This is a genomic window from candidate division WOR-3 bacterium, from assembly GCA_039802205.1.
Classification (GTDB): domain Bacteria; phylum Hydrothermota; class Tepidihabitantia; order SM23-42; family JAOAFX01; genus JAOAFX01.
Map to the genome: position 1 here is coordinate 33,345 of JBDRWD010000006.1, position 13,809 is coordinate 47,153.

12 protein-coding genes are annotated in these 13,809 nt (G+C 40.1%); 2 read left to right on the plus strand and 10 right to left on the minus strand.

Annotated features, from left to right (window positions below; genetic code table 11):
* Positions 1 to 13: 13 nt before the first annotated feature.
* A complete protein-coding gene (locus tag ABIL39_02255; GenBank protein MEO0164942.1) occupies positions 14 to 1,462 on the plus strand; it encodes a tetratricopeptide repeat protein in 1,449 nt (482 codons plus the stop codon).
* Here ABIL39_02255 and ABIL39_02260 read toward each other — a convergent pair.
* Positions 1,434 to 2,327, minus strand: a complete 894-nt coding sequence (locus ABIL39_02260) for a phosphate acyltransferase (protein ID MEO0164943.1) — start codon at positions 2,325 to 2,327, stop codon at positions 1,434 to 1,436. The genes ABIL39_02255 and ABIL39_02260 overlap by 29 nt on opposite strands.
* A gap of 39 nt (positions 2,328 to 2,366) precedes the next feature.
* Positions 2,367 to 3,452, minus strand: a complete 1,086-nt coding sequence (gene hisC, locus ABIL39_02265) for a histidinol-phosphate transaminase (GenBank protein MEO0164944.1) — start codon at positions 3,450 to 3,452, stop codon at positions 2,367 to 2,369.
* 557 nt (positions 3,453 to 4,009) lie between these two features.
* Here hisC and ABIL39_02270 point away from each other — a divergent pair.
* A complete protein-coding gene (locus tag ABIL39_02270) occupies positions 4,010 to 4,456 on the plus strand; it encodes a hypothetical protein (protein ID MEO0164945.1) in 447 nt (148 codons plus the stop codon).
* Between the two features lie 11 nt (positions 4,457 to 4,467).
* On the opposite strand, the gene lptB is transcribed toward ABIL39_02270, so the two are convergent.
* From lptB to ABIL39_02310, 8 genes are all read right to left on the minus strand, one after another.
* The gene (gene lptB / locus ABIL39_02275) at positions 4,468 to 5,184 is read right to left on the minus strand and encodes an LPS export ABC transporter ATP-binding protein (GenBank protein MEO0164946.1); all 717 of its coding nucleotides are present in this window, start codon (positions 5,182 to 5,184) and stop codon (positions 4,468 to 4,470) included.
* The gene (locus ABIL39_02280; GenBank protein MEO0164947.1) at positions 5,171 to 6,058 is read right to left on the minus strand and encodes an LptA/OstA family protein; all 888 of its coding nucleotides are present in this window, start codon (positions 6,056 to 6,058) and stop codon (positions 5,171 to 5,173) included. The genes lptB and ABIL39_02280 overlap by 14 nt, the downstream gene beginning before the upstream one ends.
* Complete coding sequence (lptC, locus tag ABIL39_02285; protein ID MEO0164948.1) at positions 6,055 to 6,582, minus strand: LPS export ABC transporter periplasmic protein LptC; 528 nt, start codon at positions 6,580 to 6,582, stop codon at positions 6,055 to 6,057. The genes ABIL39_02280 and lptC overlap by 4 nt, the downstream gene beginning before the upstream one ends.
* The gene (locus ABIL39_02290; GenBank protein ID MEO0164949.1) at positions 6,575 to 7,234 is read right to left on the minus strand and encodes a hypothetical protein; all 660 of its coding nucleotides are present in this window, start codon (positions 7,232 to 7,234) and stop codon (positions 6,575 to 6,577) included. Before ABIL39_02290 ends, lptC begins: the two co-directional genes overlap by 8 nt.
* 4 nt (positions 7,235 to 7,238) lie before the next feature.
* Positions 7,239 to 8,840 (minus strand): CTP synthase, encoded by a 1,602-nt coding sequence (locus tag ABIL39_02295; GenBank protein MEO0164950.1) that lies wholly within the window; start codon positions 8,838 to 8,840, stop codon positions 7,239 to 7,241.
* Positions 8,841 to 8,871: 31 nt separating this feature from the next.
* On the minus strand, positions 8,872 to 10,212 hold the full coding sequence (locus tag ABIL39_02300) for a sigma-54 dependent transcriptional regulator (GenBank protein ID MEO0164951.1): 1,341 nt from the start codon (positions 10,210 to 10,212) through the stop codon (positions 8,872 to 8,874).
* A 34-nt stretch (positions 10,213 to 10,246) separates the two neighbouring features.
* A complete protein-coding gene (locus ABIL39_02305; protein MEO0164952.1) occupies positions 10,247 to 12,676 on the minus strand; it encodes a TonB-dependent receptor in 2,430 nt (809 codons plus the stop codon).
* Between the two features lie 31 nt (positions 12,677 to 12,707).
* The coding region (locus ABIL39_02310) for a hypothetical protein (protein MEO0164953.1) at positions 12,708 to 13,809 on the minus strand (1,102 nt) is incomplete at its 5' end.

The window sequence follows — 13,809 nt, forward strand, 5'->3', positions numbered from 1 at the left end:
GAATTTGAAAAAAATGACGACTGCTGGGAACAGTTCGCAATTAAACCAATGGAGGAAGATATTTATCAAAGCACTGCTAAGGAGAGCGGAGCTATTCAATCGTATTGGTTCTAACGAAAAGGCACTAAACGATTTGGAGAGGGGTCTCAAATTTCTTCAAAGGATTGGGCAGCGAGAATATGCGGCTGACTTTCACCTTTATTTTGGTCATGTTTATGCTTCTTTGGGTCGGTATCAGGACATGTTATTTACAATTCGAAAGGCACTATCAATCTATACCAAGATTAATGACCTGGAAGGACAAGCCCGATGTTTAAATTATCTTGGTTATGTTTATGAAATTAAAGGTGCATATGGTCGGGCATTAAAATATTATGACCAATCAATGAGAATAAAACAAAAAATTGGCGACCGTGCAGGTGTGGGAATTACTTTGAACAATTACGGTTATCTGTTCCTCAATCAGGGTGATTATCAAAAGGCACTCACCTATTTTAGCAGGGCATTGGAAATAAAAAATGCACTTGGGGAATTACCCGGTGCAGCAAATACCCTTAATAATATGGGGATTGGTTATGGTCAGTTGGGAAATTACTCAAAGGCAATGAGGTATATTTCCAAGGCTTTAAAGATCTACCAAAGGATTGGAGACCGGGAAGGGGAGGCATACGCATTGCACAATCTGAGTCAGGGATTGAGAAAAATTGGTAATCATCGGCACGCAACCGAGTATGACCGGAGAGCATTGGAAATCTTTAAGACAATCGGTGATCCTTCGGGTGTTGCCGCCTGTTTGAGAGGTATTGGTTTGGATAGTTTGGTGTTTGGTGAACTTGGTAAGGCACGTAAATACTTTATGAAGTCCCATCATCTCGATACCAAGATCGGAGATAAATACAGTGCCATCCTCGATCTTAAATACATTGCCGAAGTTTTGGTTACCCAAGGGGCATTGGTCCAGGCAAAAAATTATCTCCAACGTGCGGAAGAGATGGCAAAGCAAATTGGTACGCCCAAAAATTTGCTTCAAATTTATACGCTGAAAGGAGAGATAGCATATAGCTTGAATGATTTTAAAAGCGCAAAGATTCATGCTCGAAAAGCCCTGGCTATTGCTGAGAGATTGGGCATAAGCGCCGACAGGGGAGAAATTTTTTTATTACTGGCGCGGGTTTATGCTCGGCAGGCAAGCCGGAAACTGGGCAAGGCTGATAGGGAGTGGCAAAATGCGCAAAAGAAATTCAAGGAGGCGATAAAAATATTCAAAAGAGCGCATCAGTCTTTGGAACTGGCGCGTGCCTACTACTACTTGGGTGAAGCCCGGATAAAAAGAGGGATGAACGGTAGAGCATATTTAATGCGCGCCCGGAAGATCTTCGAGAAAAATGGTGTGCAGAGCTGGCTGAATAAAGTAACTGAACTTTTAAAAATTATTAGGCCACTGCTACACCAAGGGCGATAGAGTGGAGTTTTGTTGTAGCATCGTCGGCACGGGAGAGCAGGACCACTGGTTTGCTCGCCCCGACCACAATTCCGGCGGCTTTAGCCTGGGCAAAGTAGATGAGCCCTTTTGCCCAGATATTGCCGGCGGCGATATTCGGCATCAGAATGAAATCGACATCACCCGCAATTACACTCTGAATTTTTTTATGCTCAGCGGCTTCTTGGGAAATAGCCACATCAAAACCGAACGGACCTTCAATGATCGCACCGGCGAATTCGCCCTTTTTATTCATTTCCACAATTTTTTGGGCATCCCCGGTTTCCGGCATATCAGGGTGGATGGTTTCGCTTGCTGCCACAAGCGCAATCTTGGGATTTTTAATTCCGAGGTTATTCAGAAGCCAGATGCCATTATTGATGATATTGATGCGGGTTTCTAAATCCAGTTTTGGATTCATCCCACCATCGGACATGAAAAGCAGTTTATGATAGCGGGGAATTTCCAGGACTGCTACATGACTGAGAATTTTGCCGGTTCGTAAGCCATATTCTTTATCGAGTACACCTTTTAAAAATGCACTCGTAGAAATCATCCCTTTCATCATAAAGTCGCCTTTTTCTTTGACGATTTGAAGTGCGATTTTCAAGGCTTCCGAATCTCCAGGCACATCTATTATCTCGACGCTCTGAAGGGGAATATGAATTTTCTTACCCAATTCCTGTATTGCATTTTTATCACCCACCAGATAAACCTGCGCAAGTAATTCTTGTTGTATTGCCAGATTGATCCCCTCAAGTACCGGTTCATCTTCAGCCTTAACGACAACGCAAATCTTTTTACCTCTGTGCTTGGCTTGATTTAATAGTTCCTTGAAGCTTTTCATTCTATTTTTACCTCCCTAAATTTCATTTGCTACAAAAAACTACAAAATTTTTTTCAAGGCTTTGATGAGACGTTCATTCTGTTTTTCGGTTCCAATGGTAATTCTTAAGGCATTGGGAAAACCATACTCCTTTATCGGCCGGGTAATGATACCCTGTTTAAGCAATTTTTCATAGACCACCAGGCTGTCACATTCAAAATTTACAAAGATGAAATTACCGTATGTCGGAATGTAAAAAAGTCCTAATTTTTTGTAGGCATCGTAAAGATATTCTTTCCCATGATTATTTACTTTTTTTGATCTGTTTACGAACTCTTCATCTTCAAGGGCCGCGATACCGGCTGCCTGTGAGACTCGGTTGACATTAAAGTTAATCCTTAATTTCATTAAGTTGGCGATGATCTCTTTTGCGGCAATTCCATAGCCGAGGCGAATTCCAGCCAAACCGTAGATTTTAGAAAAGGTTCTTAAAATCAGAATATTTTTTTTTCTCTTAAGAATACTGATGGAGTCCGGATAATCAGGTTCGTCAATGTATTCACGGTACGCTTCATCAAGCACCACGAGAATATTTTCGGGGATCTTTTCAAAAAATTCCTCTAATTCTTGTTTGGTAATTATTGACCCGGTTGGATTGTTCGGATTATCGATAAAAATGACCTTGGTATTTTTTTTAATGGCAGCGAGCATCGCCTTGACATCATGGCGGTAGTTATTCATTGGAGTTTCTATTAGTTGTGCTCCCGAAATATTCACCGCGATTTTATACCAGATAAAAGCACCCTTACCGACAATTGCACTATCTTCTGGCCCCAGGTAAGCAAGGGCGACCAGCGGGATGATTTCTACTGAGCCGTTGCCGACGATGATCTCTTCAGGGTGAACCTGCAATTTTCGTGCCAGGGTATTTTTAAAATAAAAACAATTATCATCGGGATATAGGAAAGTTTCTTTGATTGCCTTGCGCATTGCTTTCAAAGCCAAGGGAGAAGTACCTAGGGGATTTTCGTTGGATGCAAGTTTGATTATTTCGGTTTTTAAATTTAATTCACGAACTACTTCTTCAATTGGCTTACCGGGCTTATAGGGTTGAATTCGGGCAATAAATTCCTTAGGCTCTATCACTCAACCTCCTCTCTACCTTATATAAGTTTATAGGGAATGTAACTATAAATCTTTTGCAAGAATCTTTTTTTTTCTTGCACCAGATCAGAATAAATAAAAATATCTCTCCAGTCGTGTACTTTCGCGTCGGACTAAATGCAGGATCGATTGACACGCCTAATTATATATAAATTTGCGATAAAGTCAACCATCCGATTATCTGAGCCCTCTCCATATTTTTTTATCCTATGAAGGATGAAACTCAAGGGCAAGATTTGTAAGGGTAATCAATGATTTAGCGTGGAGCAAGGCTTTCGCCTTGCATAAATAAAAAATGCCAATTTGGAGTCATCGGATGGTAACCGGTAAATGGTAGTCGCAGGCTTTAGCCTGCGGATAAATGTCTTTAAACCCCAGGGTATTTCGCGTCCTGAAGGGTGTGACTACCTCTAATAATCCAGTGCGTATGAAAATAATTTGACAAAAAGAGGAGAGGACTTAGTTTGATTATCATCGAGCGTGAAATTTGCTTGATTTTTATTGAAAATTATGCATAATATTTACAAAAAGGAGTGTGGATGAGGAGATTACGGACTCTTTTAAAATCAGCTGGTCCGGTAGTTTTTGTTTTGTTCTTTTCGGGCTGGGGAGCGAATCTTGATGAATTCATTGCTATTCGTAAAGGTGATTTTGCTTCCTCCCAGTTGAATCAGTATGCTTATGCCGCCTGGCAGGTTGCTTTGGTTCAGTTTGATGTTTTTATTTACAGTTTTTATGATCAGTCGGATTCCGCGATCGTGGTGGAATTATACGGAATGAAGGAAAAACCGGATGAGGCGTATAAAGCAATTGAGCACTTCCGCTTGCTTTTCAAAAATGAATTTGTCCCCTTGTTCAAGAATAATTATCACATTGAGATTGATGAACTCAGGGAGGTTAAATTTGTCTATCGAAACCGGAATGAAGAGGGGAGACGAGAGATATATCGTTGGGAAAGGGGCAAGTATCGCTATCCTCTAAAATAAAAGGTGGAATTTTAAATTTTGAACTTCCAGCCTAAATATAATTCTCGGGCCTTAGGATCATTGATGAGGGTCTGGGCATCACCGGATAAGAGAATTTTGGATTCATATATAAGATAAGCCCGGTCGGTTATTTCAAGGGTTTCCCGGACATTGTGGTCTGAGATTAAAACTCCGATGCCTTTTTTCTTTAGCCCCAAGATTATCTCCTGAAGTTCAGCGCGGGCAATCGGGTCAATACCAGTGAAGGGCTCATCAAGTAATAAATACTTAGGTTGACTAATTAATGCCCGGGCAATCTCAACTCTTCTTCTCTCACCACCCGATAGGGTATATGCCTTTTGGTCTTTGAGATTGATAAGATTGAATTCCGCTAACATTTTTAACGCCAATTCTTCTGCTTGAGCAGCTTTAATCCCATGGATTTCATAGATTGCTACCAAGTTGTCAAGCACACTCATTTTGCGAAAGACGCTCGATTCTTGACACAAAAAAGAGATACCCATTCTTGCCCTTTTGAACATCGGTAAGTGGGTTATAACCTTGCCATCAAGAAAGATGTCACCTCCATCCGGCAAGATCAATCCCACAATCATATTAAAGGTGGTCGTTTTGCCTGCTCCATTAGGACCGAGTAAGCCTACAATCTCACCGGGGTTGATTTTTATATCCACCTGATTTACGACTGTTCTTTTGCCAAAGATTTTGGTTAAGGATTTAGTCTCCAACATTTTCTTTTAAATAAAGTTTTCCCCGGGAGTTTCCGGTAATTTCTACCCAGAATGCCCGTCCTTCACGGAAGAGGATATTGATATTTTCTCCCTCCACAACATTATGAGTACCATCAGCGGTCCAATAACTGGCAATTCCCGATTGGACTTTAAAATAACTGATGGTATTATCCTTCAGGACAAATTCGCCACTTATTCCCTTTAATTCGTTTTTTTTCTCCAACGCGCGCGGATGAACCATAAATCCTTTACCATTTTTAAGATCGTAAGCGATAGTATCACAAAAGATGATGATGCTATCAATCAAAGCGGTCACCGAGTCATAACCATAACAATAATTTTCTTTGGTTTTCAAGAAGAATTCACGGGCGGTGATGACAATCGGTGGTTTATCGTTTCGACTCAATGCAATTTCCGCATCACTGGTGAGACTACCAATTTCGCTATTTAAATCGTACCAACCTTTTTGACCTTTGGCGATTATTTTATTTTTCATGTCTTCCAGCACAATATTTTGGAACATCTCTACAAAACGCCTATTTCCGTGATACTCTAAGGAGTCAGCAGCAATTACTTGATTTTCAAAGAGCAATTTCACACTTCCTTTCAGAATGCTGAAGTGTTCTTTAAAGAAATAAACTGCGGTGTCAGCCTGGATCTTTCCGGCTTTATCTTTTATCTGAACATCTTTTTTTAATACCACCATTCCCTTTGTTTCATTTAATTGGGCTTCACCACAGATAATTTCGGTGGTATCCTGGATAATTTCTACATTACCCGAGAGATGCACAATTCTTTCGCCCTGCTGGTTAATAATTTCCACCCGCTGGGCTCGGAATGGTGTGGTATTCAAGAGCAAGATGAAAATTATCATTTTATTTTGGGAAAGGTGATGGGTGAAGCACCTTGAATATCCCCGAGGATTTCAATTTTCTTTAAATCCGGAGTAGTTCGTAAACCATTGCCTTCCACCGTGGTGCTGTCTTTTTTGATGATTTTTACCCGGGCATCGGTGATAATAACTTGAATGGCATTATCCCAGAACAGCGAATCAGTAAAGAGATAAGTTGAATCTTCAGTTATCAGTAATACACTATCTCGAACAATGATGTTGTGGGTTTTGGTGTTCAACTCGCCTTTATTACCATAAAGCCAGGCATATTCCTTTTCCTGTTCGTCAAAGAATTTTATCTTAACAGTATCAACATTTATCAATTCTTCAAATACTGATGCGGTAACTGCAGTCAGTATCCATTTTTTCTTTCCTTCGTTGGTTTCGGTAAGGGTAAATTTCTCCAGAGTGATGCGAGGGAGATGTTTTTCCATGGTTTGTTTTATCGTTTCTTCTTCACACGCAAGAAGGATGAACAAAATAAAAGGCAAGATTTTTTTAACCATAAAAATAATGCCTCCGGGATTTATAAAACCACCAGTAATCAGCAGAGCGCTCTCTCAGAAGTTGTTTTAAATCACAGCCAATTTCTAAGATATGTGTGCCATTTTCGTGATATACTGCAAAAGGAATTAAAGGAACACAGCACAGATGGGCGAGCCTTTTAATCTTTTCCAATTTTGCAAAAGGATTATCGCCATCAACAAGAACCGAAAAGATTCCCGCTTTTTTTATAAAATCAACAATCTTAAATATTTCATCGGGGTAAAAGATTTTTATCTTCGGGGAATTCCGCAAATAATAAAAAATCCGGTCAAGAAATTTGCCTACCCACCAAGGATTAGTTTGGGTGTAACGTTCAACCAGGATTCCGATTTCTCTATCATGAAGATGGGTTTTAAGAATCTTCGGCATCAATTCCCAGGTACCAAAGTGGATGGAATATAGTATCGCACCTTTCTTGAGCAGGGCGGTGTCTCCTCTAACTATGACTTTTTTAGCGGGCAGGAGCATCAAACTGATATTTTCGGCAGTGGCTTTGAGATTGAGATTTATGTTATCTTTTAAACGCCTTTTTAACCACCGCTGGCGGGGAATATTCAGCCCGTAGAGGGTTAACAAAATCAAAAAAATGAATGTTTTTAAAAAACTTCGCACTGCTTTATTTATTTTTCAATGCTGCTTCAATAAAATGGTAAAAGATGGGATTGGGGGAGAGGGGACGGGAAGTAAATTCGGGATGGAATTGGGTACCGATAAAAAAAGGATGATCCTTTATTTCGGCAATTTCCACCAATTTTCCATCCGGCGATTTGCCCGAAAAGATCAAACCTTTTTCATTGAGGATTTTGAAAAATTTGGGATTTACCTCATAACGGTGCCGGTGGCGTTCTTCGATAAGGTCTTTTTTGTAGATTTTGTAAGCCAGGGTTTTAGGTTCAATCTGACAGGGCCAGTTGCCTAGACGCATCGTTCCGCCCATATCTTTGACCTTTTTCTGTTCCGGGAGTAAATCGATGACCGGGTAATCGGTTTTATCATCAAATTCAGTGGAGTTGGCACCTTTCAGATTACAGACATTTCGGGCGAATTCTATCACCATGCACTGCATACCGAGGCAGATACCAAAAAAGGGTTTTTTATTCTCTCGGGCATATCTTACCACTTTTACTTTGCCTTCTACACCGCGCATCCCGAAACCACCAGGGATGAGTATCCCATCTACATAGGCGAGGGTATTGTTGAGTGTGACTTCATCAATCCGGTCAGTATCTACCCACTTAATCTTCAAACGGGCATCATGGGCCACGGCAGCGTGATTCAAGGCTTCAATAATGCTTTTATAGGCATCGCGTAACTCCACATATTTTCCGCAGATGGCGATTTCTACGCTTTTGAGTGGATTTTTGGCTTTTTCCACGAATATTTCCCACTCGGTGAGGTCATAATCCTTTTTGTCGAGGGCAAAGTAATCCAAGATTAAACGGTCAAGTTTCTGCTGGTGAAAAATCAAAGGAATTTCGTAAATGCAGTCAACATCGACCGCGTCAATAACCGCATTGGGCGGCACATTGCAGAAGAGCGAGATTTTTTTTCGTTCCTCTTCACCCAACCAGGAATCACTCCGACAGAGCAGGATATCCGGCTGAATTCCCATGGAAAGTAGGGTTCTTACCGAGTGCTGGGTGGGTTTAGTTTTGAATTCCCGGGTCGTTTTGATATAGGGGACAAGGGTGAGATGGATATAAAGGACATTTTGCCTTCCTAAATCAATCCGCATCTGGCGGGCGGCTTCCAGAAAAGGTTGGCTTTCAATATCACCCACAGTGCCCCCAATTTCGGTTATCACGACATCAACCTTATGCTGCTGGGCAAGTTTTTTTATGCGTACTTTTATTTCATCGGTGATATGGGGAACTACCTGAACGGTCTTACCGAGGTATTCCCCACGGCGCTCCTTGGTAATGACTGAATAATAAATCTGTCCAGTGGTGATATTATTATCACGGGTAAGATTTTCATCCAAAAATCTTTCGTAATGACCAAGGTCAAGGTCGCATTCGGCACCGTCGGCAGTCACAAAGACTTCACCGTGCTGGTAAGGATTCATCGTCCCGGGATCGACATTGATGTAAGGATCAATCTTTTGAAGGGTGACCTTAAGTCCGTAAGATTTTAGCAGCAGACCGATGGAGGCGGTAGCCACACCCTTACCTAAAGATGAGACTACTCCTCCAGTCACGAAGATATATTTTGTATCCATGCTATCAAGTATAGTTAAAAATTCGGCAAAGTCAAGATTTTTTCGGCCCGGGCTTTTGCAGTTGATACTCTTTCATTTTTAACCTTAAGGTGTTCCGGTGGATTCCCAGTCTTTTTGCTGCCTCTGATAGATTCCATTCTGTTTTTTCCAGGATTTTAAGGATATGGTCTTTTTCCACCTCGGAAAGCAATTCTGAGGATGGGGTCGATATCGGTGTGGGCAGGGGGACATCCTCGGGTTCAATCCATTCACCCCGGCAGAGCACGAGCGCCCGTTCAATGACATTCTCCAGTTCCCGGACATTACCCGGCCAGTCATATCGGATGAGATTGCTCAATGCCTCTTTCGTTATTCCTTTTACTCTTTTGCTACTCCGCGTGGTAAATTTGTTTATAAAATGCTCCACGAGTGGTTTTATATCCTCTTTCCTTTCCCGCAAAGGAGGTAGGGTTATGGTTACTACATTTATCCGGTAATAGAGGTCCTCGCGAAATGTTCCTGCAGCAATTTTCTTTTTCAAATCTTGGTTTGTTGCACAGATGAGCCGAACATCTACTTTTATCGGGATGTTGCTGCCCAGTCTTTCAAAAGTGAACTCCTGGAGTACCCGCAGCAGTTTGATTTGGATGGTGAGGGGTAAATCCCCGATTTCATCTAAGAATAATGTGCCCTTATCAGCAAGTTCAAATTTGCCGAATTTTCTTTTTTCGGCACCCGAAAAGGCTCCCCGTTCATAACCAAAGAGTTCGCTTTCAATGAGGGTCTCGGGAAGGGCAGCGCAGGAAATGGGAATGAAGGCACGATTCTTGCGGGGGCTTGTTCCATGAATCATCCGGGCAATCAATTCCTTACCTGTCCCCGATTCACCAAGGATTAAAACGTTTGCATCCGATTGAGCAATGCGCGGGATGAGTGCTAATATTTCTTTCATCTTGGGGCTTTCGGCGATGAAGTTTGCTACTTTAAATTTTTCTGCCACCTGCTCTTTTAATGATTCCAATTCCTGATTGGTGATCTGTTCTCGGTGAATTCTCTTTATAAGCATCTCCAATTTACCAAGGTCAACCGGCTTGCTTAAATAATCATAGGCCCCAAGTTTTATCGCCTGGACTGCCGATTCAATCGTCCCAAAACCTGTAAGGATGATAAAATAGGTCTGGGGATCGATTGATTTCATTTCCCGCATAGTTTCAATGCCATCGATCTCGGGCATTTTTAAATCAAGAATCGCAAGATCAAAACTTGTGGTTCGATTTTTCTCAATGGCTTCTTTACCGTGGGCAGCAATGGTTACGGAATGACCAAGGTTTTTTAAGAATCCAGCGAGTAACTCCCGTTGGGATGCCTCGTCGTCACAGACTAGGATATGCATAAATTATTATATGGAAATATGGCAAAAAATCAATTTAAAAGTTATTTTCCATATCTTCAGAATCTCCTTCCATTTCATATTTTTTAGGCTCCGGACGATAATTGTTAAAATTGTAATTAATACCCATTATCAGCGTGGGTGATTTTCTTTTGTGTTCCTGATGGATATAAAAATTGGGACCTTCAGAGGTATTCTCAAATTTGCCCGTGCTGAATATATCCCGCACCTGGATGGTGAGACTTAAAGAACGCGGAATGATTTCTTGTCTTAGCCCACCATTGACCACAAAAAATGCATTTCTTTCACCCTGGGCGATGATTTCTGGTCCTTGATACATGGTCGTTATTTGTAATCTTGTACCCTTGGCTAAAAGAATTGAGTTCATATTGCGCAGGCTCCAGGTTTGATTTTGTCTGGAGAATGGGTTATTGTCGATTGTACCTTCAATACGCTGGTTAAAGATACTTGCTGAGAGATTGATATTTAACCATTTGAGGACTTTCAAGTCCAATGTGGGCTCCACCCCATAGGTCCGTTCCCTGCCGCTGTTTTCCACAGTCGATAATATCGTATCACCACTATAAAGGCGGTCAATATTTCCAATCTTATTTTCGGTCAATCGGTAATATCCATCAAGTGCAAACAAAAAACCACTCCACTGCTTTTGGTAACCGAGTTCAAAGGTATTGACAAATTCCGGTAATAAAGCAGGATTTCCTCTGTGTATTGAATAGGGATCGCGTCTGATTTCAAACGGTTCCAGGTCAAAGTTTCTCGGTCTGTTCACACGTCGAGTATAACTGAACATGATTTGGTCAAATGGAGAAAATCTCCAAGATAAGTGCAGGGTGGGGAATATATCAAGTCTTCTGATATTTACATTCTGGGCGGTGTTGGTTAATTCAAGAAATCGATAGGTGTATTCGCCCCGGACGCCGAGTTGATAACCGAAATTTTTGATTTCGCCACTACAGGTGGAATAAAATGCATAAACATTATGGATAAAATCAGCAAGATGGCTGAATTCTGGTTTGTAGACATATTCTTGGGTTAGTGTATCATAAAGATATACATCCTGCCCACCATTGGATAGATCGATCGTTGTTTGCGCCCCAGCTTCTATTTTTCCATTTGTTGCACCAAATAGATTCGCAGGTTGTGTATAATCAAGATTGAAAAGTAATCTTTTCATCGGACCTTTTTCTATAGACCGCCAGCCATTGTAAATTTGGGAATTTTGGGTTTTTAGTTCATTTGTTGATTTGTCTTCACCATTGTTGATATGAATAGAGAAGCGGGTAGATAGTTTTTGGTCCTTTTTAAAATTTACAAGATAGTCTGAATTTATTCCATACATTAGCCCCCCGCGTTCAGTCTGGTTATTTCGTAGAAAGATTGTTGTATCTCCTGGGATTGACCATTTGATAAATTCCTGGGTAGAGGAACGTTCCATACCTCTTTTCCTCAATTCAATGTTTATGCTTGCTTTGGCTTTTGAAGTTATTATATACTCGGTGCCGAATTTAAACCCATAAAATTTTCTTAACCAGGAACTGCTTCCCTGGGTTAATGAATAAAATGTAGTATCCCGGGTTTTCGTTTCTCTATTTTCAATCTCTGTTCCCGGAAACCTGAAGTTGTTGTAATCAACACCAAAAAATGTTCGAAATTTTTTGTAACGATAATTCAATAAAAAATCACCAGAATATTTTTGCTCAAGGCCAAGATTTAGATTTGCAATACCATTTATGCCTGATTGAATGTTCTTTTTTGTTATTACATTTATTATCCCGGCAATCCCTTCGGGGTCATAACGGGCAGATGGATTTGTTATTATTTCTATTCGGTCAATCGAGCTTGCTGGGATCTGCTGGAGGGCATCTCTTGGTTCAAGGAGTGATGGTCTGTTATCGATCAAAACTCTGAAATTCGTGCTGCCACGCAGACTTACATTTCCTTCAACATCAACCGATATTGAAGGAACATTCTCAAGTACATCAACCGCGGTGCCAGATTGACTTGTGTAGTGCTCTTTTACATTAATAACTTTCTTGTCGATTTTGAATTCAATCGGTGGCTTTTCGGCGGTGACCTCAACACCTTCAATTGTTATCGGTTTCTGTTCAAGTTTAATAACTCCAAGGTTTAAAAATGGGTTATCATCGGTTATATTAATTGTATCAATCTTTGTTTCAAAACCGACAAAAGTTATTTCAATAATGTAATCACCGGGATTAATACCGGTTAGGAAAAATCTACCGGTTTCATTTGTGGCGGTACCGTTTAACTGTTTATGGTTTTTGTCATATATGATTACATTTGCCAATTCAATCGGCTGTTCAGTAGTTGCTTCCACGACAATGCCGGTTATTTTTCCTGGGCCATTATTCAATCTCTCTTGGGCATATAAAACATACCCTGCAAAAAAAGTCGCGATTGTAAAAAAAAGTAATTTTTTGACCATATAAATATGACGCAATAACGTATGTTAAAGTTTATTTATAGTGTGAAAAGTCATTTAGCCACTTCTTTGCCAGTTCGGCTTCATTTATTCTATTTGCCCTTATGAGATAATTGATATTGTTAATTAGCATTTTCTTTACTGCTTCAATATTGAATTTTAGGCGGGGATCATTTATAAATCTTGGATGATTAATCTTCAATTTTGAGAAATCAAAGGATGCGGGTTGAATGTCTTTCGTAATGAGATAATTCAAACCATACGGAATGCGATAATAATCAGGCTTCACAGAATTCAAATCATAGTCAGGGAAGGGGAGGGCAAAATATACTCCGGTTGTTTCTTTGATTTCTACAAATCTTTCCAGCATCTTTATATACTTTTGCTGTATAATGCGTGGATCATACGGTTTATTGTATTCAAAATTATAAAGTTCAGCTAAATAATCGTTTATTTCCTGTTGGGCAGAATTATAGAATTCAGGGTATTCATTTTTCAAATATTTTATATACCAGGTTCTTCTAAGGAGTTCCTTGTCAATTATTACAAAGTCCTTATATATATTTTTTACTTTACGCAAATAAATGGTGGGAGAATATATGTCCCAATACGAACAAATCAAAAGGCTTTTTTTTGGTAATTGGGAAATATGGGCGAGACAATAATCAAGGGCAAAGGTATTGTCTTTTAAAGTGCAGGAAGGGTAATTGACCAGGGCGAATATCAAAATCAACGGTATAGCAATAAACCATTTTAGATATTTTTTAAAGGCATAAAGCCCGTAAGCGCTTGAGAATAGGAGCGTAATAAAACCGGGGATATGATAAGATTCAATATCAGGGATTGCGTAATTTATGGTATATAAGAAATTTAGAAAGAAAATTGTTAAAAATAACCAGAATTTTTTTCTATCATTTCGGAATAAATAGTAGAAACCCACAAATACAAAAGCTATAAAAAAATATAAAAGATTGGCAGACTGAAAAATTATCCCTTGCTTTGCATTGTTTAGGATTTCTTTTAATGAAAGAGAAAACATCCATACCTGATATTGTTTACCTGTGATATGCCAGAAAAGACGCTGTAGGTTAAAAGTGTTGCACCAGGCAATTTCTGCGCCCGCAAGGGTTCTGACC